Source organism: Mycolicibacterium tusciae, from assembly GCF_002086795.1.
Taxonomy (GTDB): Bacteria; Actinomycetota; Actinomycetes; order Mycobacteriales; family Mycobacteriaceae; genus Mycobacterium; species Mycobacterium tusciae.
The window spans coordinates 235,486-262,469 of sequence record NZ_MVIM01000006.1; the positions used below are offsets into that span (position 1 = coordinate 235,486).

The 26,984-nt window shown below is 64.9% G+C and carries 26 protein-coding genes and 1 pseudogene; 9 read left to right on the plus strand and 18 right to left on the minus strand.

The features are described from left to right. Nucleotides 1–5: 5 nt before the first annotated feature. The 8 genes and pseudogenes from BST47_RS13750 to BST47_RS13785 form a co-directional block, all read right to left on the minus strand. Nucleotides 6–1,043: an acyl-CoA dehydrogenase family protein gene (locus tag BST47_RS13750; protein WP_083126070.1), complete on the minus strand. Its 1,038-nt coding sequence runs from the start codon at nucleotides 1,041–1,043 to the stop codon at nucleotides 6–8. Nucleotides 1,044–1,045: 2 nt separating this feature from the next. Then, on the minus strand, nucleotides 1,046–1,882 hold the full coding sequence (locus BST47_RS13755; protein WP_083126071.1) for an amidohydrolase family protein: 837 nt from the start codon (nucleotides 1,880–1,882) through the stop codon (nucleotides 1,046–1,048). Beyond that, complete coding sequence (locus BST47_RS13760; RefSeq protein ID WP_083126072.1) at nucleotides 1,879–3,495, minus strand: acyl-CoA synthetase; 1,617 nt, start codon at nucleotides 3,493–3,495, stop codon at nucleotides 1,879–1,881. The genes BST47_RS13755 and BST47_RS13760 overlap by 4 nt, the downstream gene beginning before the upstream one ends. A gap of 2 nt (nucleotides 3,496–3,497) precedes the next feature. Beyond that, nucleotides 3,498–4,691 carry an amidohydrolase family protein gene (locus BST47_RS13765; protein WP_083126179.1) on the minus strand — a complete coding sequence of 398 codons (1,194 nt, stop codon included), beginning with the start codon at nucleotides 4,689–4,691 and terminating at the stop codon, nucleotides 3,498–3,500. A gap of 14 nt (nucleotides 4,692–4,705) precedes the next feature. Continuing rightward, the gene (locus BST47_RS13770; protein WP_083126073.1) at nucleotides 4,706–5,587 is read right to left on the minus strand and encodes an enoyl-CoA hydratase; all 882 of its coding nucleotides are present in this window, start codon (nucleotides 5,585–5,587) and stop codon (nucleotides 4,706–4,708) included. Between the two features lie 94 nt (nucleotides 5,588–5,681). Further along, the gene (locus BST47_RS13775) at nucleotides 5,682–6,689 is read right to left on the minus strand and encodes a dihydrodipicolinate synthase family protein (protein WP_083126074.1); all 1,008 of its coding nucleotides are present in this window, start codon (nucleotides 6,687–6,689) and stop codon (nucleotides 5,682–5,684) included. A 9-nt stretch (nucleotides 6,690–6,698) separates the two neighbouring features. Next, nucleotides 6,699–6,818, minus strand: a pseudogene (locus BST47_RS31635) (SDR family oxidoreductase); the annotation flags it as partial. Nucleotides 6,819–6,906: 88 nt separating this feature from the next. Beyond that, nucleotides 6,907–7,668: a crotonase/enoyl-CoA hydratase family protein gene (locus BST47_RS13785; protein WP_083126076.1), complete on the minus strand. Its 762-nt coding sequence runs from the start codon at nucleotides 7,666–7,668 to the stop codon at nucleotides 6,907–6,909. A 177-nt stretch (nucleotides 7,669–7,845) separates the two neighbouring features. Between BST47_RS13785 and BST47_RS13790 the strand changes: the two genes are divergently transcribed. Beyond that, on the plus strand, nucleotides 7,846–8,568 hold the full coding sequence (locus BST47_RS13790) for a TetR/AcrR family transcriptional regulator C-terminal domain-containing protein (RefSeq protein ID WP_083126180.1): 723 nt from the start codon (nucleotides 7,846–7,848) through the stop codon (nucleotides 8,566–8,568). Nucleotides 8,569–8,633: 65 nt separating this feature from the next. Here the strand turns inward: BST47_RS13790 and BST47_RS13795 are convergent, their stop codons facing one another. From BST47_RS13795 to BST47_RS13810, 4 genes are all read right to left on the minus strand, one after another. Further along, on the minus strand, nucleotides 8,634–9,809 hold the full coding sequence (locus BST47_RS13795; RefSeq protein WP_083126077.1) for a thiolase family protein: 1,176 nt from the start codon (nucleotides 9,807–9,809) through the stop codon (nucleotides 8,634–8,636). 78 nt (nucleotides 9,810–9,887) lie between these two features. Then, entirely contained in the window at nucleotides 9,888–10,754 is an 867-nt protein-coding gene (locus tag BST47_RS13800; RefSeq protein ID WP_083126078.1) for an enoyl-CoA hydratase/isomerase family protein, read from the minus strand. Nucleotides 10,755–10,764: 10 nt separating this feature from the next. Continuing rightward, on the minus strand, nucleotides 10,765–11,532 hold the full coding sequence (locus tag BST47_RS13805; RefSeq protein ID WP_083126079.1) for a FadR/GntR family transcriptional regulator: 768 nt from the start codon (nucleotides 11,530–11,532) through the stop codon (nucleotides 10,765–10,767). Beyond that, nucleotides 11,529–12,185 carry a hotdog family protein gene (locus tag BST47_RS13810; RefSeq protein ID WP_083126181.1) on the minus strand — a complete coding sequence of 219 codons (657 nt, stop codon included), beginning with the start codon at nucleotides 12,183–12,185 and terminating at the stop codon, nucleotides 11,529–11,531. The genes BST47_RS13805 and BST47_RS13810 overlap by 4 nt, the downstream gene beginning before the upstream one ends. Before the next feature lie 111 nt (nucleotides 12,186–12,296). Here BST47_RS13810 and BST47_RS13815 point away from each other — a divergent pair, with 111 nt between their 5' ends. The 6 genes from BST47_RS13815 to BST47_RS13840 are packed head-to-tail and all read left to right on the plus strand — an operon-like array spanning nucleotide 12,297 to nucleotide 19,177. Further along, complete coding sequence (locus BST47_RS13815; protein WP_083126080.1) at nucleotides 12,297–13,091, plus strand: enoyl-CoA hydratase/isomerase family protein; 795 nt, start codon at nucleotides 12,297–12,299, stop codon at nucleotides 13,089–13,091. A gap of 20 nt (nucleotides 13,092–13,111) precedes the next feature. Continuing rightward, entirely contained in the window at nucleotides 13,112–13,924 is an 813-nt protein-coding gene (locus BST47_RS13820; RefSeq protein WP_083126081.1) for an enoyl-CoA hydratase/isomerase family protein, read from the plus strand. Next, nucleotides 13,915–14,712 (plus strand): enoyl-CoA hydratase/isomerase family protein, encoded by a 798-nt coding sequence (locus BST47_RS13825; protein ID WP_207568602.1) that lies wholly within the window; start codon nucleotides 13,915–13,917, stop codon nucleotides 14,710–14,712. The genes BST47_RS13820 and BST47_RS13825 overlap by 10 nt, the downstream gene beginning before the upstream one ends. Then, the gene (locus BST47_RS13830) at nucleotides 14,712–16,172 is read left to right on the plus strand and encodes a class I adenylate-forming enzyme family protein (RefSeq protein ID WP_083126082.1); all 1,461 of its coding nucleotides are present in this window, start codon (nucleotides 14,712–14,714) and stop codon (nucleotides 16,170–16,172) included. Before BST47_RS13825 ends, BST47_RS13830 begins: the two co-directional genes overlap by 1 nt. Next, nucleotides 16,165–17,676, plus strand: coding sequence for a class I adenylate-forming enzyme family protein (locus BST47_RS13835; RefSeq protein ID WP_083126083.1), 1,512 nt, complete (start codon nucleotides 16,165–16,167; stop codon nucleotides 17,674–17,676). The genes BST47_RS13830 and BST47_RS13835 overlap by 8 nt, the downstream gene beginning before the upstream one ends. Beyond that, on the plus strand, nucleotides 17,669–19,177 hold the full coding sequence (locus tag BST47_RS13840) for a class I adenylate-forming enzyme family protein (RefSeq protein WP_083126084.1): 1,509 nt from the start codon (nucleotides 17,669–17,671) through the stop codon (nucleotides 19,175–19,177). The genes BST47_RS13835 and BST47_RS13840 overlap by 8 nt, the downstream gene beginning before the upstream one ends. Here the strand turns inward: BST47_RS13840 and BST47_RS13845 are convergent. The 4 genes from BST47_RS13845 to fabG are packed head-to-tail and all read right to left on the minus strand — an operon-like array spanning nucleotide 19,152 to nucleotide 22,977. Next, complete coding sequence (locus tag BST47_RS13845) at nucleotides 19,152–19,829, minus strand: GntR family transcriptional regulator (RefSeq protein ID WP_083126085.1); 678 nt, start codon at nucleotides 19,827–19,829, stop codon at nucleotides 19,152–19,154. The genes BST47_RS13840 and BST47_RS13845 overlap by 26 nt on opposite strands. Before the next feature lie 3 nt (nucleotides 19,830–19,832). Continuing rightward, the gene (locus BST47_RS13850) at nucleotides 19,833–21,026 is read right to left on the minus strand and encodes an acyl-CoA dehydrogenase family protein (protein ID WP_083126086.1); all 1,194 of its coding nucleotides are present in this window, start codon (nucleotides 21,024–21,026) and stop codon (nucleotides 19,833–19,835) included. Beyond that, nucleotides 21,023–22,240, minus strand: coding sequence for an acetyl-CoA C-acetyltransferase (locus BST47_RS13855; protein WP_083126087.1), 1,218 nt, complete (start codon nucleotides 22,238–22,240; stop codon nucleotides 21,023–21,025). The genes BST47_RS13850 and BST47_RS13855 overlap by 4 nt, the downstream gene beginning before the upstream one ends. Next, nucleotides 22,237–22,977, minus strand: a complete 741-nt coding sequence (fabG, locus tag BST47_RS13860; protein WP_083126088.1) for a 3-oxoacyl-ACP reductase FabG — start codon at nucleotides 22,975–22,977, stop codon at nucleotides 22,237–22,239. Before fabG ends, BST47_RS13855 begins: the two co-directional genes overlap by 4 nt. 113 nt (nucleotides 22,978–23,090) lie before the next feature. On the opposite strand from fabG, the gene BST47_RS13865 reads away from it, so the two are divergent. Further along, nucleotides 23,091–24,269, plus strand: a complete 1,179-nt coding sequence (locus tag BST47_RS13865) for an acyl-CoA dehydrogenase family protein (protein WP_083126089.1) — start codon at nucleotides 23,091–23,093, stop codon at nucleotides 24,267–24,269. Beyond that, nucleotides 24,266–25,093 carry a mycofactocin-coupled SDR family oxidoreductase gene (locus BST47_RS13870; RefSeq protein ID WP_083126090.1) on the plus strand — a complete coding sequence of 276 codons (828 nt, stop codon included), beginning with the start codon at nucleotides 24,266–24,268 and terminating at the stop codon, nucleotides 25,091–25,093. The genes BST47_RS13865 and BST47_RS13870 overlap by 4 nt, the downstream gene beginning before the upstream one ends. A 36-nt stretch (nucleotides 25,094–25,129) precedes the next feature. Here BST47_RS13870 and BST47_RS13875 read toward each other — a convergent pair whose 3' ends face one another. Then, nucleotides 25,130–25,582 (minus strand): MaoC family dehydratase, encoded by a 453-nt coding sequence (locus tag BST47_RS13875; protein ID WP_083126091.1) that lies wholly within the window; start codon nucleotides 25,580–25,582, stop codon nucleotides 25,130–25,132. Nucleotides 25,583–25,729: 147 nt separating this feature from the next. Next, on the minus strand, nucleotides 25,730–26,863 hold the full coding sequence (locus BST47_RS13885) for a GGDEF domain-containing protein (RefSeq protein ID WP_083126093.1): 1,134 nt from the start codon (nucleotides 26,861–26,863) through the stop codon (nucleotides 25,730–25,732). Nucleotides 26,864–26,984: the final 121 nt, after the last annotated feature.

A 26,984-nucleotide genomic window follows, 5' to 3' on the forward strand; every position in this document is an offset into this window, starting at 1 on the left:
CGGCCCTACCTGCTTTCCCGTGCGGACACAATCTCGGCGATGTATTTGGCGGTGACGCCGGGGTCGCCACCGGCCAGCGACCATCCGCGCGCCCGCACCAGATAGGCGGTGGCGGCCGCTTCAGCCGAAACACCAAGACCGCCTTGAACATGGACCGCCATCGTCGCCGCTTTCGAGGCCTCTTCGGCCATGAACACGAATGCCGACGGCGCCAGCTCAGGGCGCTCGTCGGGCTCGTTGTCGAGGAACCACGCGGCGCGGCGCGCCAGGTTACGTCCGCCCTGCACCGTGATGGCGATGTTGGCGAGCGGATGCGAGATACCCTGGAGCGTCGAGATCGGGACACCGAGTGTGTAGCGGGACTTGGCGAACTCGGCGGCGATGGTCATCGTCTCCTCGACGAGTCCGACAAGCGCTGCAGCCATGAGCACCCGCCATTCGTCGAGTGCACGTTGATATTCGGTCAACGCCTCCGCGCCGCTGCCCAGGACGCAACGGTCATCAGCCGCGCTGGGATCGACCCATGCCATTGGCATCTTGCCGATGTTGTCGACCTTGGCCGGACGGCTTCCGAACGTCAGGCGCACCACGTCGTCGCCGTCGCGGACGATGATGTGATCCGCGATCGAGCCGGTCGGGATCAGGCGGACTCCCGACGCGTTGTCGTGTCGGGGATCGAACGCGACCAGCTGCTTACCGTTGACCACGTCGGGTTCTACCGTGCCGAGCCGTGCGTGCAGGCGCGCCGCACAGATGTGATCGATCCACGGAACCGGGGCCAGCACCCGGCCGAGTTCCTCGGCAACCAGCGTCAGGTCGACGAGTGTGGCGCCGTCTCCTCCGCTGGATTCGGGCAGCGCCATACTGGTTGCACCCATGGCGCACAGGCGTTCCCACAGACTCTTGTCGAATCCGGATTCCTCGGCGGCGCGGACGGTTTCGATCGGGCAGTGCGTGTTGAAGAATTCCCGATACGCGGACTGTATCGCCTCGTGGTCGTCCGACAGGCTGTAGTCCAGCCTCCGCAGTTCGTAACGGTCCATCGTCACTGCTCCTCTCGGGGCCCGAAAAAGAAATCCTGTGCGTTGTTGTAGAGGTAGTTGTCCAGCACCTCGGCAGGCAGGTCCAGCGCCAGCGCCTCGGGCACCACCCGATGCATTCTCAGCACCGGCCAGTCCGAAGCAAAGATCACCTTGTCAGGCCCGCGGGTGCGCATGTAGTGCAGCAGGCTGTCCGGCAGCCGCTTCGGCGACCACGCCGACGTCATCAGTCGCAGGTTCTTGTACTTGATCAGGAGTCGGATCGCGACATCCCACCACGGGTCGGCCCCGTGAATCATGCAGAGTTTCAACTCGGGGAACCGCACACAGACCCGGTCGAGGTGAATCGGGTTCTGCGCCTCCCCCGGGATCGGCGGCCCCGGCAGCCCGGTGTTGACGCACAGCGGCAGCCCCAGCTCAGCGCATTTGGTGTAGAGCGGGTAATACACGGCGTCGCTCGGCGGATATTGGCCGTCGCCCCAAAAGCTGGGCCCCACTGCGGTATACGCCACCGGCATATCCCGCAGGACGGCGGTGAGTTCTCGCAGCGACGGCATGGGCCGCAGCAGGTTCACCCCGCCCATGGCGAGGGCGAATTTGTCGGGCCGCTGGTCGACGAACTTCCGGGCGGTCACCGACGGCTTCGTCAGGTTGTCCATCAGGATGGCCTTCTCCACGCCGCGCTCGTCCATCTCCTCGAGCAGCTGCTCGAGCTCGACCTGGTCGTAGAGGGATTGCGGTCCCTTGAAGTAGTCGTCGCGCACCTTGAGCATGAACTCGGGCTGCTTCTCGGTCTCGCCAAAGTGGACGTTGACCAGACAATCAATCGCTTTGTGGCTCATGTCAGCGAGGCCTCTTGGACGGCAGTGGCTTTCGCCCAGCGGTAGTCCGGTTTACCGTTTCCGAGCCGACGGACCTGATCGACGATGATGAACTCCTTCGGCGCCTTGAACCGCGCGAGACGCGACGTGCACTGACGATGAAGCTGTTCCGGGGTGACATCGACGCCCTCCTTCAGGGCCACGAGGGCGACGAGTTCTTCACCCCAACGCTCGCTCGGACGCCCGACCACCAACGCGTCGGCCACGCCCGAATACGCGCGCAGCACTTCCTCGACTTCTTCGACGAAGACCTTCTCGCCTCCGGTGTTGACGACAAGGGAATCTCGGCCGAACAACTGCAGCGAGCCATCGGCAGCCAGCGAGCCACGGTCCCCGGAAATCACCACCCGCCGCCCCTCGACGACGGGGAACGTCTTCCGGGTGGCGGTCTCGTCGTCGAAATACCCGAGCGGGATACGCCCGGCGCGCGCGACGAAGCCGACTTCCAGCTCCCCCGGTTGCAGGAAGCGCCTGTAGTTCTCAGACAGGACCAGCGCGCCCTCCCTGAGCACGAAAGTGTCCTTCTGGTCGCCCTGCTGGCTGCGCCCGAAGCCCACGTTCCCGGTCTCCGACGAGCCGTATCCGTTGATCAGGGTGATCTGCGGCAGCAATTCCAGAAGAGCCTCTTGGTGTTTCGGATTTGTCGCCGCTCCGCCGGTGCCGATCGCATACATCGACGACAGATCGTAGGAACCGGCGCGCAGTTCCTCCACCAGCGGACCCGCGTAGGCGTCACCGACCATCGTCATCATCCCGACCTTCTCACGCTCGGCGGTCTCGAGTACCGCACGCGGGTCGAAGCGTGTTTTGTCGTAGAGGACGATCGGCAACCCGTTGAGCAGTCCCGCGAAAGCCGTCCACATACCCGCCGCATGCATCAGCGGGGACACCGCGAACCACGGCTGACCTTCGAATCCGAGCTTGGCGTGAATCTCGTCGACGGTCTCATGGTCGGCACCGTTCATGGACACCACGTAGGTGTCGCTCTGCCGCCACATGACACCCTTCGGGCGGCCGGTCGTCCCGCCGGTGCACACCATCATCACGTCGTCCGGTGAAGGCGCGAGATCGTGGTCCGTATCGCCCTGCGCCAGAGCATCTTCGAAGCTGATGGCCCCGGGCAGGAGCGGGACGGTGCTGTCGTCGTCGACTGCGATCATCACGTCCGCCGCGGCAGGCGGGAGCACGTCGGCGAACTTGGGCCCGAACGAGCGGTGATAAATGACTGCGCGGGGGCGAAGGTATTCGAGGAGTTCGGCGACCTCGCGTGGGGCGTAGTTGTAGTTCACATTGACCGGCACGGTACGCGCCTTCAGCGAGCCGATGACCGCGTCGGGGTAGAGATCGTTGTGCATGACGAGTGCGACGCGATCCTGTCCGCACTCCCAGTTCTGCAGCTCGTCCCGTTCCCGGTGTGCGCCCAAGCCCTGGGCGGCCAGAAAATTGGCCAGTCGACGGGTCCGGTCCGCCGACTCGCCGAACGTGCTGCGACGGCTGCCACAGACGGTCATCAGTCGGTCGGGTGCGGCCTCGGCGATCGCGTCGAGCACCGCCCCGATGGTCCATTCGCCCATGGCTAGGCGGAGGCCGTCACGTTCGCACCAAGCAGCTCGAGTGCGTTGTCGCGCATGACCTTCCGAGTGTCCTCGTAGCTGAACTCGGGGAACTGCGGGATATCGGCGGTGAAGTTCATCGGATCGGCCAAACCCTCGCCGTGCGGCCAGTCCGAGCCGAACAGGATCTTGTCGACACCGATCGTCGCGGCGAGTTCCTTGACGTCGTCCTCGTAGTACGGCGCGATCCAGACGTTGTTCTTCAGCTGTTCCACCGGATCTTCTTTGAAGTGGTACGGCGCCGTGTTGGCGGCCTTCTTGAGCCGTTTGATCAACCGGTAGACAAAATACGAGCCGTTCTCGATGCTCGCCACCTTGAGCTTCGGGTGCCGGGTGAAGACCTGATGCACGATCATCGAGGCCATCGCGTCGTGGATGGCGCGGTCGTCGAGCAACACCTGGTCCAACGGATCCTTCTTGCCGAATCCCTCGAAAGTGGCCTTACCGCCCCACAATGCCGCGATCGCGAGATAGCCGCTGTCGGACAGGTGGAAGATCACCGGAACGCCGGCCTCGGCCAGCCGGGCCCACACTGGATCGTGCAATGGGTCACCCAGTGAGCGTGGCTTGACCCGGCCCGGGACCGGGGCGGGCCGCACACAGACGTTCTTGGCGCCGCGGGACAGGACGAATTCGACCTCTTCCACAGCCTTGTCCGGATCGGCCAGCGAGATGATCGGCGCCGACAGGAACCGGTGATCGGGGCGATCGAAGCCCCAGTCTTCGTCCAGCCACAGATTGAACGCGTGCACCGTCGCCATGGTCGCGTCGATATCGTGCTTGAGGGCTTCTTCCACGCCGCACGCGAAAGTCGGCAGCATGAATACGGTTTCGAGGTTCTGCTTGTCCAGAATCTTCACCCGGGCGTCGCGATTCTGGTACTCGGGATGATCCGGCAACCGATCGACCTTCATCAGTGATGCCGGATCAACGCCTTCGGGGATTTCCCCGCGGAACAACAGATCCAGGCAGCCCGGTTCGATGATCGGATCAAAGGTCGGATTCGGGATGAAGTGATTGACCACACCTCCCATGACGGCGAACGTGCGCTTGCCCTCGGTCAGCATCTGCACGCCGCGGCGCTTGAACTCCTTGGGCAGGTGGCGGGTGCACGAGTCGATCGTCTCGTAATAGTGGTTGTCGACGTCGATGGCCATGTAGTCCAGGGTTTTCACGATTCCTGTCCTTTCGAAGATCCTTGGGCTGGTCCTTGGGCCGGCGGAAAGTTGGGCTGACGCTTCTCGAAGAAGCTGGTGATGCCTTCGATGAAGTCGGGTCGCTGCATGGATTCGTGCATCAGCTTTTCGGCAATGTCACTGGCATCGAAGACATCGCGCATGGTGTCTGCGTACACCTGTCGCTTGATCACCGCCAGTGAGCTCGGCGCGCAGTTGGCGGCGATGTCCTCGGCGTAGGCGATCGCACGCGGCAGCAGCTCGTCGGGTGCCACGACCTCTTTGACCAGACCCAGTCGCTGCGCTTCGTCGGCAAGAAAAACCCGGCCCGACAGCAGCAGGTCGAGCGCGACACCCTGGCCGACGATGCGCGGCAGGATCCAGGAGATCCCGTACTCCGCGATCAGACCCCGTCGGGCGAAGGACGTGGTGAATTTCGCACCGTCTGCAGCAAACCGCACGTCGCACATCAATGCCATCGTCATACCCATGCCTGCGCAGGCGCCGTTGATTGCCGCGATGATCGGCTTGCGCATCGTGGTCGTGAAGTGAGGGTGACGTGCACCGACCAACTTGCCGACGTCGGTGTCCGCTGCGGCGTCGACGGTGGCGGCGCTGATCGAGTTGAGATCACCCATGTCCGCGCCTGCGCAGAAGGCGCGGCCCTGGCCGGTGACGACGATGGCACGAACATCAGGATCGGCCTCGGCGTCGTCGAGACGGAGGTAGAACGTCGTGGCCAGGCCGCCACCCCAGCCGTTCATTCGCTCTGGCCGGTTGAGCGTCAGGACCGCGACGCCGGTGTCGAGGACCTCGTAAAGCACCGGTTCGCTCTGGTCGGAGACGACGGGGTCAGCGATGCGGTCTCCAACGCTCACCCGTCAGCCCTCCTCAGGCGTGTCGAACTGGATGTTTGCACTTACTGTACACCTATCGGTAGCACCTTCCGCAACAGGTTCACGGAAGACAATCTCAGCCGCCGACCAGCCCAAACCGCTGATATGCCGAGTCGATCCGGGCCTTGGCATCCGCTGGCAGAACGGCCTGCGGCGGCCGCGAGTGGGGATACGACCCGATGGGCAGCCCAAGGACTGACGCGGCGTACTTGAACGCCCCGCCCCAGTGCGTGAAGTAGTCCGGTCGCCCCGGATAGCACGTAAAGCACCCACCGATGTCGACGGTGAACTGGTCGATACCCGACTTCTCCGCGTAGTCGATCGCCTCGGACAGCTTGTCGCTCCACACGAGTTCCCAGTATTCGGAGAACACCCGATGTTGCGGGGTTTCGTAGAGATAACCGGACGTGCCCAGTTGAGCGGGCCCGACGATCCCGGCCCGTAGCCAGCCGGCGCGGTAGACCATAGTTTCGCATTCCCAGATCGTCAGGTCGGGAGCGAGGTTGTGTAGCTGCCGGCTGGCCGTGGGCCGGAAGGCGCCTTCCTTGGTCGCGCACACCGCCGGGATCTCGTCGTAGATCCGCGCACCCTCAGCAGGTGTCAGCACGTATCCCGACGACGGCGAGTTGAACATGCCCAGCGCGATGTCACTGCGGTCGGCGATGTACCGGAAGAAATTCAGCACTCCCTCGCCGCCATGCGCCTCCATCATCGGCGTCTGGATGTAGACGATGTCGGCCCCGGACTGCTGGGCGTGCAGCGTCAGGTCCAGACAGTCCTTCGCCGATGTGGCAGCGGTGCATGCCTGCACGACGACATCGGGATTAGCCGCCCGCCCCTCCTCGATCGCCACCTCCAGCAAGCGTTTTCGCTCATCGGACGTCAACGACCAGAACTCCGCGATACCGCTGGTGCACCACAGCATCGGGTGGCCCAGCTCGCCGACGCAGTGACGAACCAGTGTTCGGTAGGCGTCCCAGTCGATGTCGTCGCCGTCCTCGCCGCAGAACGGCGTGTAAAGGGAGTTGCCGATACCCCGCAGATTGCCGCGGGCCCATTCACGCGCCTCTTTGGCCGTCGCCATGCTGCCTCCTCAGGTGAAGTCGCTGCCTCCGTCGACATTGACATTGGCACCGGTCATGTACGAGTTTCGCCGCGAGGCGAGAAGCGCTACGACGGGACCGATTTCGTCGGGACTCCCCCGCTCGGTCAAATCCGTTGCAGCGGCGTGGATTACCTGCTGCGTCCTGCCGACGACTGCGGCCGAATCGGCCAACCCGAGATCCATGTCGTGCGCGCCGTCAGGTGCCGGTCCAGTTGGGTGTGCGCTTCTCCGCAAACGCGATAGCCCCTTCTTTCGCGTCGTTCGACGCGAAGATCGGAACGATGTAGTCGCGTTGCTTCTTCCACATCTCGTCCTCGCTCCAGCCGACGGACTTGACGAAGACCTCCTTGGTGGTGGCGACCGCCAGCGGACCGTTGGCCGTGATCTGTTCGGCCAATTCGATTGCGCCGGCGAGCGCATCGCCCGGTTCGGTCAGCACGTTGACGAACCCCCACCCTTCTGCCTGCTCGGCGGTGAAGCTCTCACCGGTGAGCGCCAACTGAAGTGCCTTCTGGTACGGGATCCGCTTGTGTAGGCGTAGCAGTCCGCCACCGGCAGCCACGAGGCCGCGCTTGACCTCGGGGATGCCGAACTTAGCCGTCCTCGATGCGACCACCAGATCGGTGGCGAGCACCACTTCGGTGCCACCGGCCAGCGCGTAGCCTTCGACAGCCGAAATCAGCGGTTTGCGCGGCGGCCGCTCGGTGAAGCCGATGCCGCGACCGGGAATCGCGACCATCTCACCTGCGGCGAAGGCCTTCAGATCCATGCCCGAACAGAAGTTGCCGCCCGCCCCGGTCAACACGGCGACCGACAGATCCTTGTCCGCGTCGAGTTCGTCGACCGCGTCGGCCAGGCCCTGACTGACGGCGAGATTCACCGCATTTCGCGCTTCCGGTCGATTGATCGTGATGACGAGAATGCGTCCCCGGCGCTCCGTCAGGATTTCGTCCGACACCCTTCGCCTTTCGCTGCCACGCTGGAAACACTTACTATAGGGCTTACAGTAAAGAAGCGGAACGGTGGAACGGTACGGTTGACGGCAAGGGCGGAGGGCCGACACACCTGCGTAGACGCAGATCAGAGGGCAATTGCCGGTACATTCAGTCCACCAGTCGAAATGGAGGTGCCGTTCGTGGCAAGGCAGGCGACCGCCGAGAAGCGTCCACGGCGCGAGCGCGGGTCGATCAATCCGGACGACATCATCAAGGGTGCGTTCGAACTCGCCGAGGAAGTGGGCATCGACAACCTGTCCATGCCGCTGCTCGGTAAGCACCTCGGGGTCGGCGTGACCAGCATCTACTGGTACTTCCGCAAGAAGGACGACCTACTCAACGCGATGACCGACCGGGCGCTACGCCAATATGTCTTCGCCACGCCGTACGTCGAGGCGAAGGACTGGCGCGAAACACTGCGTAATCACGCCCGCTCGATGCGAAAGACGTTCCTGGGCAACCCGATTCTCAGCGATCTGATCCTCATCCGATCCGCCCTGAGCCCGCGTACTGCACGGCTCGGCGTGCAGGAGGTCGAGAAGGCGATCGCCAGCCTGACGGAGGCGGGCCTGTCGGCCGATGACGCCTTCGATACGTATTCCGCGGTGTCGGTGCACGTCCGCGGTTCGGTGGTGCTGCAGCGCCTGCGCGAGAAGAACCGCGCGGCGGATGACGGTCCCGCCGATATCGACGAGGCCATGGCGATCGACAGCGAATCCACACCGCTGCTTGCGCTGGTCACCGAAAAGGGCCACCACCTCGGCGCGGCCGACGAGAAGAACTTCGAGTTCGGTCTCGAATGCATCCTCGACCACGCCGGTCGGCTGATCGACGAGGCCAAGAAGCCCGCGCGCAAACGCTAGCGATTTGCGATTTCGGTGCGCGTACGGTCGCTCAGCGAACGTTTGCGCACCGAAATCGCAAGGGGTTACACCTCGACGATGACCGCGCCGCCCTGGCCGCCGCCTGCGCACATTGCGGCCATACCGATGCCACCGCCACGCCGCTGCAGTTCGTAGACGAGCGTCGTCACCATCCGCGCACCGGAGGCGGCGATGGGATGGCCGAGGCTGCAACCGCTTCCGGAGAAGTTGACCAGTTCCTCGTCGATGCCGTATTCGCGGCATGCGGCGATCGGCACGGATGCGAACGCCTCGTTGATCTCCCACAGCGTGATGTCCGACGGCTTCAGCCCGGCACGGCCGAGCACCTTGCCGATCACCTTCACCGCACCCAAACCGCAGTCGCGCGCGGGGACACCCGCTGCGCCCCAAGCCCTCACGGTGGCCATCACCGACAGGTTGTTGGCCTCGGCATAGCCGCGCTCGACCAGCGCGACGCCAGCGGCGGCATCGTTGGTGCCGCTGCTGTTGCCCGCGGTGATCGAGAAGCCCTCGATCTCCGGGTGCAGCACCTTGAGCCCGGCGAGCTTTTCGACGGTGGTGTCGCGACGGGGATGCTCGTCGACGCTGAAGTCGACGACCGATCCGTCGAACTGCTGAATCTTCATCGGGATGATCTCGTCACTGAACTTGCCGGCATCCTGCGCGGCGACGGCCCGTTCGTGCGACCGGGCCGCCCAGGCGTCCATCTCCTCACGGGTGATGCCGACCGACTGCGCGGTGTTCCAACCCACCGTGATGGACATGTCCTTCGCCGGCGCATCGGGCGTCTCGACGTGTGTGGGGGGCATCCACCGTTCCTCGAACTTCAGCTCGGGTCCGGGGATCCGCCAGTTGGTCAGCGGGGTCATCGACAGCGATTGAACGCCGCCTGCGATCAGCACGCGCTCCATGCCCGAGCCGATCTGTGCGGCTGCGTTGCCGATCGCGGTGAGGCTGCCTGCGCAGTGTCGGTTCACCGACTGGCCCGGAACGTGCTGTAGCCCAGTCGCGTCGGCGGCGTAGCGCGCCAAATCGCCGCCACCGTAATGCGACTCGGCGAAGATGATGTCGTCGATATCCGCGGGATCCACACCCGACCGACGGACCACCTCGGGCAGCACGGTGGTGATCAGAGTCTCGGGCGGGGTATTGACCAGCGTCCCCTTGAAGGAGCGGCCGATTGCCGTCCTGGCTGCACCGACGATGACGGGTGTGGACATGTTTTCAACCTCGGGTTTCGGCGTAGGTAACTTTACAAAAGTAGCAGAGAGTGTTGCTTTCCCAATAGGTGAGGGGGCTCACTCCGGCTCGGGTACGTGGAAGTGCTCGTCGCGCAGCCGGAACGCCTCCTTGGTGCCGTGCTGCGCACGGGTCTTGACGAAGTTGAACTCACCGGGCGCGAACTGCAGGTTTGTCCCGTATGCGTGGAACAGATAGCTGGCCACCTCCTCGCCCTGATAGGCCTGGCTCTGTTCGACGAGGCGGAACGCCTCCTTGGCGATGACGACCCCGTCGGCGGGCATCTTCGCCGCCTTCTCGGCCCAGTACCGCGCCCGAGCGGTGACCGACGCCGGATCGCAGGTCTCGGTGAACACGCCGAGGTGTTCGACGGCGCCGGCCTCGATGATGTCGCCGGTGAGCAGGAGTCGCCGCGCCAGCACGGGGCCGAGGCGGTGGAAGAACATATGCAGGCTGCCCAGCGCGGGACCGAGGAACCGAGTGGCGGGCATGCCGATTCTTGTGGTGCGACCGATCACGGAGATATCGGTCATCAACGCCATCTCGAAGCCGCCACCGAGGGCGTAGCCGCTGATCTCTCCCACCGTGACCTTCGGGAAGCCCATCAGGTTGTGATAGAAGCCGAACGACTTGCGGTCGACGGTCAGGCGCCGCCGCTGGCTCGGACGGCGCTTGGCTTCGGGCGCGTCCTCATCGCCATACCAGCCGTAGGCGTTGTTCATGTCCGCGCCGGTGCTGAACACCCCCTCGGCGCCACGTAACAACACGACGGTCAGATCGTCGTCCTCGGCCACCTGGTCGAGATATCTGCCGACCGTCTCGCGCATCGCCGCATCGTAGGAGTTGCGCTGGGTCGGGTTGTTGAACGTAATCGTCGCGATGCGCCTGTCACGGTCGACGTCGAAGATCACCCGGTCGTCGGTCATCGGAAGTCCTTCACTCTGCATTCGAAATCAATTTGGCCTCAATGGTTTTGTCCGCACCAACCGCAAGCGTGTTGCGCCGGGCGACGAACAGATGGTCCTGCGCGAGCTTCACCGCGCGCGCCTCGTTTCCGTCGCGGATCGCGTCCAGCAGCCGCTGGTGATCGCGAAGAGCGGCCCGCATGGTCTTGTGCTGCAACGGGTCACCCTCGTCGCTCCACACCGATGACTCGTGGGCCGACCAGATCAGCTCCAATGAGCCGATCAACAGAATCATCGGCTCGTTGCCACATCGCGACACCAGCGCCTCATGGAATCGGCGCGCGTTCGGGACATAGCGCGACAGGTTGTCGAATTGCTCTGTCTGCGTTTTAATCTCCGCCTCCAGATACGGGACGACCTCCGTCATGCGATCTTCACGGGCGGCACACAAACCCGCGCAGATCGGCTCGATATGCATCAATGCACCGCTCACGTCGGCAGGTGTGGCCGATCGTGTCTGTAACACCATGCTGATCATGTGCGCCGTGCGCTCGGCCGAGGGCGGATGAACGACGGCGCCGCCCATGTTTCCGCGTCGCACGGAGATCAACCCGTCGGTCTCCAGGATGTGAATGGCCTCGCGCAGCGCAGGCGGGCTGACGCCGAACTCCGCGAGCAGAGTGTCCTGCGACGGGAGTACGTCGCCTTCTTTGATGCGCCCGGACAGGATCTCGTCGCGCAGTCGCGATGCGACGATCTCGGCGACCCGCGGCTGACGAATCCGCTGCACGCTGGTCATCGGTTCGTCGCCCGCCGGTGACCGAAGTCGAAGACGCTCAATTTGTCGGGTGACGACGCCGCCGTGCTGAATTCGCCGGTGCACAGAACCTCGTCGCCGTACCGCAGGCGTGCCGTACTCGTGACCCGGCCGTCGGCTTCCGCGCGAACGACGTCGAACCCGAGCTCGACGAGGACGGGGGTCGGCCGGCGAAACGTGACCGTCAGCGAGCGTGTCTTGCCGGTGCGCCCAGAAGCGCAACTCTGATGTTGGGTGACGCAGTCGAAGAACACCGCCAGGAAGCCGCCGTTGACCAGACCCGGCGGCCCTTCGTAGACCACGGGGAAGGTGACGCGGCCGGATGCAGTGTCGGCGTCCAGGTGATCGAAGCTGTACTCGGGGAAGCACGGGTTGTACGCACCGACGTCGAAAGCGTGATCCAGGTAAACCCGTTGATCCTCGGTGCTCTGCGGCCCGATGCGCGGGGTCGGATCGGAGGGTACTGCGGGAGCGAGTTCACGTTCCCACTCGGCGATCTGGGTGACCAAGGCGTCGACGGTCGGGTGCTCGTGTTCCAACGACAGCAGCAGCCCGGTCAGCCGACGCAGCGCCGCGGCGGCCGCCACCGTCTGTGGCAACGGTTGCTCACCGAACCGGGGGGTGCCCTTGGCCATCAGCCGCCTTTCGCCTGCCGCCTGTTCCGTCAGCACGCTTTCCTTGCTAACTTGTACAAGATAGCAATACTGTATGCCTAACCGTATAACGAGGGAAGGGCGGAGGCAACGGTGACCGACGACGGGGCGGTGACAACTTCCCGCGTAGACGACGTCCTGCACGTCACGCTCGAGCGCCCGTCACGGCGCAACTCATTGAGCCCGCCAATGGTGAACGCATTCGTCGACGCACTGACCCATGCCGCGACCGATGACTCGCTTCGCGTCGTCCACATTCGCGGCGGCGGAACCGATTTCTGCGCAGGGGTCGACTGGATTTCGGCCAACACCGGTGAGCGTCCCCGCACCGGTGACCTCGTGCGCCGCGTCCCACACGGTGCGCATCGCGTGATCGAACTGGTCCACTCCATCCAACTGCCCGTCGTGTGCAGCGTGCGCGGCTGGGCCGCCGGCCTGGGCTGCAACCTCGCACTGGCAGCCGATTTCACCGTCGCCAGCACCGACGCCGTGTTCTGGGAACCGTTCCTCGAGCGCGGCTTCAGCCCGGATTCGGGGTCGACGTGGCTGCTCCCCCGGTTGGTCGGGTTGGCGCGCGCGAAGAGCATGCTGCTGCTCGGTGAGAAGGTCAGCGGAGCAGACGCCGCGGAATGGGGGCTCATTCACCGTTGCACCGACGAATCCGAACTCGACGACGTCGCCGCGGAACTGTTGGCACGATTGGCCTCCGGCCCCACCGTCGCGATCGGGCTCGCCAAACAGGCCATCCATTACGGACTGAACGCGACGCTCCCGCAGACGATGAACCAGGAGCTCTTCAACCTGGAACTGTCCTGTCGGACCAAGGATTTCAAGGAAGGCCTCGCGGCGTTCCGCGAGAAGCGCACACCGGAGTTCGGTGGCCGGTGACCCAGACGGAAGGAAAAGCCATGTCATCCTCCATTTTCGAGGACATCACCTACGAGGTCGACGGACACAAAGCCACGATCACACTGAACCGGCCACAAGCGCTCAACGCACTGAGCCCGCACATGATCACTGAACTGCGCTCCGCGTACGACGAGGCCGAATCAGACGACAACATCTGGATACTCGTCGTGACCGGCACCGGCCGCGCATTCTGCACCGGGGCCGACGCGAAGCAGATCCCGGAGGACGGCAAGGTCATCAACGAACGGGCCTACCTGTCGACCTACGACCAGTGGGAGGCACCCCAAGAGGGCACACCGCCCTTTCGCCGCATGGCCAAACCCGTTCTGGCTGCGATCAACGGCATCTGCTGCGGCGCAGGCCTGGACTGGGTCACGACGGGCGACATTGTCATCGCCTCGGACACAGCGACATTCTTCGACCCGCACGTCAGCATCGGCCTGGTGGCAGGCCGTGAGATGGTGCGGCTTGCCCGCGTACTGCCCCGCAACATCGCGCTGCGCATGGCACTGACAGGTAAGCACGAACGGATGGATGCCCAGCGCGCGTACGACCTCGGAATGATCTCCGAAATCGTCGACCACGACCGTCTTCTCGAACGCGCACACGAGATCGCCGACATGGTGAACTCGAATGCCCCGTTGGCTGTGCGGGGCACTCGGTTGGCCATTCACAAGACGTTGGACCTGCCACTCAACGAGGCGGAGATTCTGGCGGAAGCCTTTCGAGAGCGCAATCTGCACACAGCGGATTCGCTGGAGGGACCCAGGGCATTCATGGAGAAACGCGCGCCGATCTGGCAATGCCGATGATCTCCAACAGCTTCGAGACGATCCTGCTCGACGTGGACGCCAAAGCGCACGTCGCGACGATCACGCTGAACCGGCCGGACTCGCTCAACGCGTTCAACAGGGCTATGTGCCAGGAAATGGCCGAGGCATGGCGGATCGTCAAGCTCGATGACACGGTCCATGCCGTGGTCGTACGTGCCGCGGGCGATCGGGCGTTCTCCGCCGGTCTGGACATCAAATCCCCCTATGGTCAGCCCGAGAACGTGTGGAATCACGAAGATCCGGGCGAATACCTCAGCCCCAAGTGGCAGAAGATGTGGAAGCCCGTGGTATGCGCGGTGCAAGGCATGTGCACCGCGGGCGCGTTCTATTTCGTCAACGAATCCGACGTCGTCATCTGCAGTGACGACGCGACGTTCTTCGATTCGCATGTCAGCGCGGGTCTGGTGTGCGCTCTGGAACCGATCGGCCTGATGCGCCGCGTCGGCTTGGGTGAAGCACTGCGAATCGCGCTGATGGGCAACGACGAACGCGTTGGCGCCGGCACCGCGCTGCGGATCGGTCTGGTGTCCGAGGTCGTCTCTACCGACCGGCTGTGGGCCCGCGCCCACCAGATCGCGTCCGCGATCGCGGAGAAACCTCCGACAGCAACCCAGGGCACTGTGAAAGCGATATGGGAATCTCTGGACAAGCCCTACCGCGCGGCCATGGAGCAGAACCTGATTTACACGAGGTTGGGAAACCCCCTCGGGCAGGCCGAACTCGCCGACCGCTCTCCCGACGAAACATTCACACCGAGGCTGCGCTGATGGCCGCACATCCGCTCAGCCGGCGCATCAGCGATGTACTGGATCTGCGGCCTGAAGGCCCCGCGATCGAGTACGACGCCGAATGGCTGACGTGGGGTGAGGTCGCCACGTTGACGCGTCGCATCGAGGCGCTCGATGACGAAGGGCGTCAAGTCGGAATCCTGTTGCGTAACACGCCATCTCACGTGGCCGCGTTCCTCGGCGTGCTGATGGGCGGCGGGACCGTCGTCGTCATCAACCCGGCGCGCGGCGACGATCGCATCCGAGCCGACGTCGAATCACTGCGCCTCCCATTGATCATCGGCACGGACAAAGATCTGTCGACGCTGGTCGCACCGGCGACGCACACCGCGGCCGTGGCGATCGCCGGGCTCACGGACGCCCCTGCCGTGACCGCGGCGGACGAGCCAACCGGTGATGCCGGCCGCGCCGGAGTCGCGGTACGGATGTTGACCAGTGGTACGACGGGTCCGCCCAAGCGCATCGATCTCACCTACGACATGCTGGCCCGCAGCGTGATCGGCACCGAGTTCGACGCCGCACCGTCACCGACCGGACCACGGCGTGGCGTGGCTATCGTCAATGCCCCGCTGGTGCACATCGGGGGCGTGTTCCGTGTACTCCAATGCGTTTGCGAAGCACGGTCATTCGCACTGCTGGATCGCTTCGAGCTCGACCGGTGGGCCGATGCGGTCCGCCGACACCGCCCGCAGGCGGTATCGCTGGTTCCCGCGGCCCTGCGCACCGTGCTGCATTCCGACCTGACCCGCGACGACCTGCACAGCATCCGCGCGGTCACCTCGGGTACCGCGCCGTTGTCCGCAGAGGATGCCGACGCATTCACCGACAAGTTCGGTATTCCGGTCCTGACGTCCTACGCCGCAACGGAGTTCGGCGGAGGGGTCGCCGGCTGGTCACTGCGTGACTACCAGAAGTACTGGGACACCAAGCGTGGCAGCGTCGGCAGGGCCACGCTCGGCGCGCAACTACGTGTCGTCGACGACAACGGCACGCCTGTCACCGCCAACCAGCCAGGGCTGCTCGAGGTGCGGCCGGGTCAGCTCGGGCCGACCGCAGACTGGATGCGGACCACGGACGTGGCGCGCATCGACGCGGACGGATTTCTGTGGATCCTCGGCCGCGCGGATCAGGCGATCATCCGTGGCGGCTTCAAGGTGATGCCCGACGATGTGCGTACCGCGTTGGAAAGTCATCCGGCCGTGCAGGGTGCGGCGGTGGTCGGACGACCCGATCATCGGCTCGGCGAGACACCGGTGGCGATGGTCGAACTGCGCGAGACTGTCGAGGTGGCGACGCTGCTGGACCACCTGCGAACACGGCTCGCAGGCTACGAGATTCCCACCGACATCGCGATCGTCGAACAGATCCCCAGAACACCGTCGGGCAAGGCCGACCTGACCGCCGTCCGCGGACACTTCGACGCCGTCGACCATGCCTGACAACACCGTCACCGCAGTGCTGCGCGAACACGTGCGCCGCCGGGGCGACCATCCGCTGCTGATATGCGACAGCGACCGCCTCAGCTACGCCGAGGCCCAACAACGCTCGACAAAGTTGGCATGCGGGCTGATCACGCTCGGCGCAGGTAAGGGCACGCACGTCGGAGTGCTGTACCCGAACGGGCCGGACTTCATCGTGGCAATGCTGGCCGCCGCTCGCATAGGCGCCGTCGTGATCCCCTTCTCGACGTTCGCGACCGCTCCCGAGATGGCGACGCAGCTCGCCCACGCCGACGTCGAGATCCTGCTCGCCACTGCTTCCTACCGCGGCCACGACTACCGCGAGAGATTCGCCCAGATCGATCGGGCCGGTATCCCGCTGCTACAGCAGACCTTCTTCGATTCCGCGCCGCCGGTCGCCGTCGACTCGGAACTGCTGGAGGCGATGGAGGACGACGTCGACGCGTCGGACACGCTGGCGATCGTGTACACGTCGGGTTCGACGAGCGCACCGAAGGGTGTCATGCACACACATGCGTCGCTGCTCGACCATCAACGGGTACTCAACGAGATCCGCGGGCTGGGCCCGACCGATAAATTGTTCTGCAACTCACCGTTCTTCTGGATAGGTGGTATCGCATTCTCGATTCTGGCCGTGATGCTCGCCGGCGCCACGCTCGTGTGCTCCAACGCCGTCGACCCGAGCGAAACCCTCGACCTGCTGGAAGCCGAAAAACCCACCATGACCAATGGTTTCGTGGGCGGAATCACCTCGCTGGCCAGCCATCCCAGCCTCCCGACGCGAGATCTGTCCTCCATGCGCCGCGGTAACCTGTACCCGATCATGGCCCCCGATGTGCGGCCGGCGGACCCCGAACTGCGGCACACGATGCTCGGGATGACCGAGACCGGAAGCGTCATCACGATCAGCGAGGACGAATCCGACCAGCCCGAACATCGGCGAGGGTCGTTCGGCCGGCCGGCACCCGGATTCGACACCAAGGTCGTCGACGACACCGGCGAACGCGTCGATTCCGGGGAGATGGGCGAACTGTGCGTCCGCGGGCCATTTCTGATGCAACGCTATTACAGGCTCAGCCGTGAAGAGTGCTTCGACGCCGACGGCTGGTTTCACACAGGCGATCTCGTCCGCACCGATGCCGACGGCTTCGTGTACTTCATCGGCCGACGGGGCGCAATGATCAAGACCGCGGGCGCCAACGTTGCGCCCGCCGAGGTGGAAAAGGCGATCGCCAAGGTCGCCGGATTCGCGGCGCACGTCGTCGGACTACCCGATCCCGAACGCGGACAGGTCGTGGCTGCGGTCGTTGCGCTGGACGAAGGTGCCGAATTCGACGAGGACGCACTGCGTGAAGGCCTGAAGAGCGAGCTGTCGTCATACAAGATTCCGAGGCGCTTCGCCGCGGTGCCCGCCGCAGAGATTCCGCTGATGTCCAGCGGAAAAGTCGACATGCGGCGTCTCACAAAGGTCTTCGATGCCTGACACGATCGATCAGCTGGTGCGACTTCGAGCCGCCGACGACGCGGGCAAGCCGATGGTCATCGATCCCGATGCCCGGCTCACGTACGCCGAACTCGACGCGACAAGCCGCGACCTGGCCGCCGCGTTCATCGCCACCGGTGTTGCCAAGGGCACGCGGGTGGGGCTGATCATGCCGAACTGTGCGCAGTGGGTGCAGATCGCTGTGGCGCTCACTCGCGTCGGCGCGGTGCTGGTGCCGCTGAGCACGCTGATGCAACCGCCCGAGCTCGCCGCCGCGCTGCGCGCGGCCTCCGTCCAGTGCCTGATCACCGTCGAGGAATTCCGCGGCCACCGTTACCTCGACGACCTCGAGCCCTATCGGGTGGATCTCCCCGCACTCCGCAAGGTATGGACGGCCGACCGGCTTCCACGCCCCACCGACAATGCGCCCGTCGATGCGGTCGCCGAAACCGTCACGCCCAGCGACACACTCGCGATCATGTTCACATCAGGCAGCAGTGGCCCACCCAAAGGTGTCATCCACTCGCACGGCAACGCGCTGGGCGCGGTGCGATCAGGCCTGGCGGCCCGCTGCATCGATGCCGACACCAGGCTGTATCTCCCGATGCCCTTCTTCTGGGTCGGCGGATTCGGCAGTGGTGTGCTGTCGGCACTGCTCGCCGGTGCCACGCTGGTGACCGAGCAGATCCCTCGGCCCGAGACGACATTGCGACTGCTCGAGCGCGAACGTGTCACCTTGTTCCGCGGGTGGCCGGATCAAGCAGCGGCGCTGGCACGCCAAACTGATGCGGTGGCAGCCGATCTGTCGTCGCTGCGTTCCGGAAGCCTCGAGGCGTTGCTACCCGCCGATCAGCGAGCCGAACCCGGCGCCAGGGCGAAGCTTTTCGGGATGACCGAATCGTTCGGCCCATACTGCGGCTATCCCGCCGATACCGACATGCCGCGGTCGGCGTGGGGCAGCTGCGGAAAACCGTTCGCCGGCATGGAGGTTCGGATCGTAGACGCGGACGACGGCACGCCCGTCCCCCGCGGCACTGTCGGGATGATCCAGCTCCGCGGTCCCCACATGATGCGGGGCATCTGTCGCCGCAGTCACCATGAGCTGTTCACCGCTGACGGCTTCTACCCCACAGGCGATCTCGGCCACCTCGATGACGACGGTTTCATGTTCTACCACGGTCGCTCCGACGACATGTTCAAGGTCAGCGGCGCGACCGTGTACCCCAGCGAGGTCGAGGATGCGCTGCGCACGATCGCCGGGGTTGGCGGAGCCTTCGTCACGGAGGTGGACGGCGCCGTCGGCGCGGTCGTGATCTCCCGACTGGCTGCCGAAGACCTCCGGGACGCAGCGCGCCGGCGGCTGAGCGCCTTCAAGGTGCCCTCGGTGTGGCTGGCCGTCGACTCCGACGACGCGGTTCCCCGCAAGGCGACGGGCAAGGTCGATGTGGCCGAACTGCGCGAGCTACTGCGCGAGGTTACTGGACCACACCGCGAGACGTGAGGTGCTCGATCAACGGCTTGGCCCCGGCCGCCAGATGCTCGGACATCGCTGTGCGAGCGAGGTTCTCGTCGCGCTTCTGCAACGCGACCAGCAACCGGCGATGGTGCTTGTTCGACTTCTCCGGCCAGCCCGCGATGATCGGGAACACCGATTCGGGCGCGTAGCGGGTGATCTGCGACATCAGCTGGGCGAGTTTCGGTGAATCCGAGGCGACGTTGATCGCGCGATGGAACTCGTGGTTGAGTCGCACGGCGCGTTCGTCGTCATCGGCGGCGTAGGCGTCTTCCAGATCGGACTGGATCTGCTGGAGTTCACGTAGTTGGTCGTCGGTGATGTTGGTTGCTGCGCGCGCGGCCAGTTCACCTCCGATATAGGCCTGCACGTCGGATACGTCGGTGAGGTCGCGACCGGTCACCGGCAGCACCACGAAGCCGCGGTGCGGCTGTTGGGCCAGCAGGCCCTCGGCCTTCAGTTCGAACAACGCCTCGCGCACCGGGGTGACACTGACGCCGAGATCCGCCGCGAGTTGGTCCAGCCGCACGTAGGTGCCTGCGGCATAGGCGCCGTCGAAGATGCGCTTACGCACGATGCGCGCGACGTCTTCGGCCAGTTGCGTCCTGGCCAGCGCGTGGGGAAGCTCGGGAACGGACACGGATCAGATCCGATAGTCGGCGAGCAGTCGCTTGCTGATGATGTTCTTCTGGATTTCGCTGGTGCCCTCACCGATCAGCAGAAATGGCGCGTCGCGCATCAGGCGCTCGATCTCGTACTCCTTGGAGTAGCCATAGCCGCCGTGGATCCGGAAGCTCTGCTGGGTGACCTCCGAGCAGAACTCGCTGGCAAGGTATTTCGCCATTCCCGCCGCGACGTCGTTGCGTTCGCCCGAATCCTTCAGCCTCGCGGCGTTGACCATCATCAAATGCGCCGCCTCGACCTTGGTCGCCATCTCGGCCAACTGGAACGCAATGGCCTGGTGTTCTGCGATCGGCTTGCCGAACGTCTGCCGCTGCTGCGCGTACTTCACGGCGAGCTCGAACGCGCGGATTCCGACCCCGCACGCCCTGGCCGACACGTTGACACGACCGACCTCGATACCGTCCATCATCTGGAAGAATCCCTGACCAGGGGCTTCACCGAGGATGTCGCCCGCCTGCGCGACGTACCCGTCGAAGATCAGCTCGGTGGTGTCGATCCCCTTGTAGCCCAACTTGTCGATCTTCCCGGGAATGGTCAGACCCGGAGCGACTTCGCCGAAGCCCGTTGGCTTTTCGACCAGGAACGCGGTCAGGTTGCGGTGTGGTTTGTCCGCTCCCTCGTCGGTGCGCACCAGCGCCGCCACGAGAGTGGAGCTACCGCCGTTGGTCAGCCACATCTTCTGACCGTCGATCGTGTACGTGCCGTCGTCGTTGCGCTTGCCCCGGGTGCGGATCGCTGCGACGTCGGACCCGAGCTCGGGTTCGGACATCGAGAACGCGCCGCGGGTTTCGCCGGTGGCCATCCGCGGTAGGTAGTGCTGCTTCTGCGCATCGGTGCCGTGCTGACGGATCATGTACGCCACGATGAAGTGGGTGTTGATCACGCCGGAGACACTCATCCAGCCGCGGGCAAGCTCCTCGACGCACAACGCGTAGGTCAGCAGCGACTCACCGAGCCCGCCGTACTCCTCGGGAATCATCAAGCCGAACAGACCCATCTCCCGCATCTGATCCACAATGGCCTGCGGGTAGGTGTCTGCGTGCTCGAGTTCCTGCGCGGCGGGAATGATCTCCTTGTCGACGAATTGCCGTACGTTGGCGACGATCTCAGTCTGGAACTCGGTCAGGCCCAGCGTCTGGGCAAGCTTGGTCATGCGCCCACCCTTTCGAAGACCGCGGCCAGGCCCTGCCCGCCGCCGATGCACATCGTCTCCAACCCGTACCGGGCACCGCGGCGGTTCAACTCGCGTGCGAGTGTCGCCAGCATTCGTCCGCCGGTCGCACCGACGGGGTGGCCCAACGAGATGCCCGAACCGTGCACGTTGGTCCGGTCCTGATCAGCGGCGGTGAATTCCCACGCCCGCATCACCGCGAGCGCCTGTGCAGCGAACGCCTCGTTGAGTTCGATCAGGTCGATATCGCTGAGCGCCAGTCCCGCCTTGGCGAGCGCCGCTTCGGTCGCGGGTACGGGCCCGATGCCCATGATGTTGGGCGCCACTCCCGCCGATCCCCACGACACCAGCCGCACCAGCGGTGACAGTCCGAGCTCGGCGGCCCTCTCGGGCGTGGTCACAATGCACATCGATGCCGCGTCGTTCTGTCCGCTGGCATTGCCCGCTGTGACGGTCGCATCGGGATCATTTTTCAGCAGAACAGGTTTCAGCTTCGCCAGCGACTCCACAGTGGTGTCGGCGCGGGGGTGTTCGTCGGTGTCAATCAGTTCCTCACCCTGGCGGCTCGACACGGTGACGGGGATGATCTCCTCGGCGAGGATCCCGTCCTTCTGCGCGGCGACCGCCCGCTGATGCGACGTCACGGCGAGTTCGTCCTGCTCCTGCCTCGAGATCGAGTACTGCTTGCGCAGGTTCTCGGCGGTCTCGAGCATGCCGCCGGGCACCGGGTAGTGCTTTCCGCCCGCGGTGGTGCGTCCGCGCGCCAGCGCGTCGTGCACCTGAACCCCGGATCGGGCTCCGCCCCAACGCATGTCGGTGGAATAGAAGCTGACATTGCTCATGCTCTCGGCACCGCCCGCGACGACGAGGTCGTTGTCGCCGTTGGCAACCTGCAGGCACGCCTGGATCACCGCCTGCAAACCCGAGCCGCATCGGCGGTCGACCTGCATGCCCGGCACCGTCACCGGCAGACCGGCATCGAGCGCGACCACGCGGCCGATCGCGGGCGCCTCGCTGCTCGGATAGCAGTGCCCGAGGATGACGTCTTGCACTGCGGCGGGATCTATCCCGGTGCGTTCGAGCAACCCGGTGAGCGCCGTGACACCGAGGTCCACCGCGGTCAGCGATTTGAACATGCCGCCGTAGCGGCCGATCGGCGTACGGACTGGTTCGCAGATGACAGCGTCTCGACTCATACGTGCCTCCCACCTGTGACCTCGAGGACGGTGCCGGTCATGTACGAGGACAGATCGCTGGCGAGAAACAGCGCGACCTTGGCCACTTCAGCCGGTTCACCGGCGCGGCCCATCGGTACCTCCGCCAGCTTCTGGTCCCAAATATGTTGGGGCATGGCCTCGGTCATCGCGGACCTGATGAGCCCCGGCTGGATCGCGTTGACCCGCACCCCGAGATGGGCCAGCTCCTTGGCGGCCGCTTTCGTCATACCGACGATGCCCGCCTTGGCCGCCGAGTAGTTGGTCTGGCCGATCAAACCGACCTTGCCCGAGATCGACGACATGTTGACGATCGCGCCGCGGTTGTTCTCGCGCATGATCGCCGCCGCCGCCTTGGTGCCGTTCCACGTGCCCTTCAGGTGGACGGCGATCACCTGGTCGAACTGCTCCTCGGTCATTTTGCGGAGCGTCGCATCGCGCGTGATCCCGGCGTTGTTGACCATGATGTCCAGGCCACCGAACCGTTCGGTCGCGGCGGCGACGAGCGCATCCACCTCATCGGCCTTCGTCACATCGCAGCGGACGGCGAGCGCATGTTGTTCTCCCCCGAGTTGTTTCGCCGCCGCCTCGGTGGCGCCGAGGTCCAGATCACCGAGCACGACACGCGCACCCTCGGCGATGAACAGCTCCGCGATCGCGTACCCGAGGCCCTGCGCGCCTCCGGTGACGACCGCGGTCTGACCGGTCAGCAACGACACCTGATCACCCCTCTTGGCTGGTGGAGCCCCGCAGGGGCCCCCTCAGACCGACATCATATTTCATATATGATTTCGGCGGCCGCCGGGGCCACTCGCCGAAGAGGAGACTGCCGATGACGACGTCCGAAGTCAGCGACGAGGACTTTCAGGAGATCCTGGCGCAGACACGCACCTTCGTCCGCACTGCCGTCGTCCCACGCGAGCAGGAGATCCTGACCGACGACCGCGTGCCCGACGATTTGCGCGAGCACGCCAAGAAGATGGGATTGTTCGGCTATGCGATTCCGCAGGAGTGGGGCGGGCTCGGCCTGAACCTCGCGCAGGACGTCGAGTTGGCGATGGAGCTGGGCTACACCTCGCTGGCGCTGCGGTCGATGTTCGGCACCAACAACGGTATCGCCGGGCAGGTTCTCGTCGGGTTCGGCACCGATGAACAGAAGGCGTGCTGGCTCGAGCCGATGGCCACCGGCGACGTCGTCGCCTCCTTCGCGCTGACCGAGCCGGGCGCCGGGTCGAATCCGTCCGGCCTGCGGACGAAGGCGGTCCGCGATGGCTCAGGAGACGACTGGATCATCAACGGCCAGAAGCGTTTCATCACCAACGCACCGACCGCGAACCTGTTCATCGTGTTTGCGCGCACCCGCCCGGCCGACGACGACGGCGCGGGCATCGCGGTGTTCCTCGTGCCCGCCGACGCGCCTGGCGTGGTCGTCGGCACCAAAGACGCCAAAATGGGCCAGGAAGGCGCATGGACGTCGGACGTCAGCTTCGACGACGTTCGCGTGTCCGCCTCCGCGCTCATCGGCGGCAGTGAGGACATCGGATACCGGGCCGCCATGATCTCGTTGGCCCGTGGCCGCGTCCACATCGCCGCGCTGGCCGTGGGCACCGCGCAGCGCGCCCTCGACGAGTCCGTCGCCTACGCGGCGACGGCCACCCAGGGCGGCACACCGATCGGCAACTTCCAGCTCGTGCAGGCAATGATCGCCGATCAACAAACCGGCGTGCTGGCCGGCCGAGCCTTGGTGCGGGAGACCGCACGGGCGTGGGTCAGCGGAGAAGATCGTCGGATCGCGCCGTCCGCGGCGAAGCTGTTCTGCACCGAAATGGTCGGCCAGGTAGCCGATCTCGCGGTCCAGATCCACGGCGGAAGCGGCTACATGCGCGAAGTGCCCGTCGAACGCATCTACCGCGACGTCCGCCTGCTGCGGCTCTACGAGGGCACCAGCGAGATCCAGCGGCTCATCATCGGGGCGAACCTCGTCAAAGCGGCACAAGGGGACGGCAAATGAGCGGAAGACTCACCGGCAGGGTGGCATTCATCACCGGAGCAGCGCGGGGCCAGGGCCGCGCACATGCGGTCCGGATGGCCAGGGAAGGCGCCGACGTCATCGCCGTCGACATCGCCGGGCCGCTGCCCGCATGTGCGCCCTACCCGTCGGCGACACCGGAGGACCTCAAGGAAACGGTGCGGCTGGCCGAGGCCGCCGGGGGCCGCGTTCTATCGGCCGCGGTCGACACTCGCGACCATGACGGGCTGCGCAAGGTCGTCGACGACGGTGTCGCCGAGTTCGGCAGGCTCGACATCATCGTCGCCAACGCCGGCATCACCGCGCCGCACGCCTGGAACGCCATCACCCCCGAGGAGTGGCGAGACGTCATCGACATCAACCTCACCGGCACCTGGAACACCGTGATGGCCGGCGCGCAGCACATCGTCGACGGTGGCCGCGGCGGGTCGATCATCCTGATCAGCTCTGCTGCCGGAGTCAAGTTCCAGCCGTTCATGATTCACTACACCGCGAGCAAGCACGCTGTCACCGGGATGGCCCGGGCATTTGCCGCCGAACTCGGCACGCATTCGATCCGCGTCAACAGCGTGCACCCGGGCCCCGTCGTCACGGAGATGGGTTCCCCTGAGATGGTCGAGGCGATCGCCAAGGCGGCGGAAGTCGTCGGCAACCACGCGCTGTTGAACGTGCTGACGCCGTTCCTGCCAACCTGGGTGGCTCAGCCCGAAGACATTGCCGACGCCGTCTGCTGGTTGGCCAGCGACGAGTCGAAAATGATTACAGCCCAGGCGATATCGGTCGACCAGGGTTCGACGCAGTTCTGACGCGTGGCGATCTGGGGCCGACGCGAAGCCCAGGGACTACGCCAGGAATCGGACGATCGATTCCGCCACAGCGGCAGGCTTGTCCGAGCCCTCGATCTCCACGGTCGTCGTCATCGTCGCCTGCGCACCCCCGTCGAGCTGATCGACCTTCGTGAGCTCTGCGCGCGCCCGGATCTTGGCGCCCACCTTGACCGGCGTGATGAAGCGAACCTTGTTGTAGCCGTAGTTGATTGCCATCGTGATGTTCTCGACCGTGTACAGCTGGTGGGAAAAGTGCGGAATCAGTGACAGCGTCAGCAATCCATGAGCGATCGTTCCGCCGAACGGGCCGTTGGCCGCGCGTTCGGGGTTGATATGGATCCACTGATGATCATCGGTGGCGTCCGCGAATGTGTTGACGCGGTCCTGCGTGACCTCGAGCCACTCCGTCGGACCGAGCTGGCTGCCTTGCGCCGCGATCAACTCATCGAGCCCACTGAAGGTTTTCACTGCCGCTCCTTTTGAAAAACCACTGTCTGGTTGCCGTATCGGATGATCCGGTCCTCACAGTGCCACAACACCGGCGGCGACAAGACGAGGCGTTCCACATTCGATCCGACCTCGTCGAGAAATTGCCATGGGCGACGGGAAGAGCTGTCAGGCCGATTCTTCGGATTCCCAGGCGCCACCGGAGGGGCGATCCAGGACGGCCAGCGCGGGCGAAAGGACCTCTTTTACCCGATTTCCGCCTTCACGACGGGCTTGACGCATCGCCGTGGTGGCGATAGCGAGGAGTTCGTCGAGGACGTCGTACGGAGGGTGCCCCGCCAGCGGGCTCAGCGGAGTGCTCACCACGCCGATGCTGGCGGTCAGTCGGCTGGGCGACGTTGCGATCGTCGCCCGCACCCGCTCCACGAAGGGGGATGGATCATCGCTGGTGAGGATGTCGGCGATGAAGAACTCCGCATCGGCTACGTGGGCGAGCACGGCGACGCGGCGGACCGTTTCGCGCAACTGCTGGCCGATGGCCACTCGCGCCCGGTTGGCCGCCACGACGCCGGCCATGTCCTGTAGGAGCGAGAAGCTGTCGAGATTCACCACGGCCACCGCGAGGTACCGGTCATCGCCGCGGGCTCGCGAACTCATGAGTGTTGCGACCTTCTCGGCGAAGGCATCCCGGGTCAGCAGGCTGGTCAGTGGTTCGACGTCGTCGAACATCGACTCACTGTTGATAAACCGCAGCAGCGTCCGACACGCGAACACCACGAAGGCATTCACCAGTGCGACAAGAAGGGCGCCGCAGACCGCCAACGCAGGATAGGTCTCGGCTATCCGCGCCGCCAGAATCACGATTGTCGCGCCGCCGACCAACCACAGGAACATCAGCAACCGCATCGAATGGAAGAGTGCGGTGAATCCGCCCACGATTGCGAACGCTGTCGATCCCAAAAGTCCGACAACAGGATCGCCTTGAATCAGCGTGGCGATCGCAGTGTAAAGGGATCCGACGACGACACACACTTCCGATGTGATCCGAGCGGGCCAACGACTCCGCAGCCAGGATGCGGCCATAGCGAAAGCGGCCACCCCGCCGACCACCGCCACCCATCGGTCCCACGTGCCGGGCGCGCCGGGAGAACCAAAGGCCAACGCCAACGGAATGACCCCGCAGAAAGCTATGAACGCCGCGATTGCCCGACACGTCGTCGTTTGCGCTCCGCGCGCCGCGAGAAACGCTGTCAGCCAATAGTAATGATCGCGGCTGCGTTCTTTGCGCCCGCCAGCGGTCATCGCCGGTCACCCCTCATGGATGGCACGCGGACCTCGGCATTGACCAATGTTAACGCCTGGCAAATGGTCGCGGGAGTAGTAGCTGACGAAGTTAACGGGCATGTCACCTTCATCCTGACTT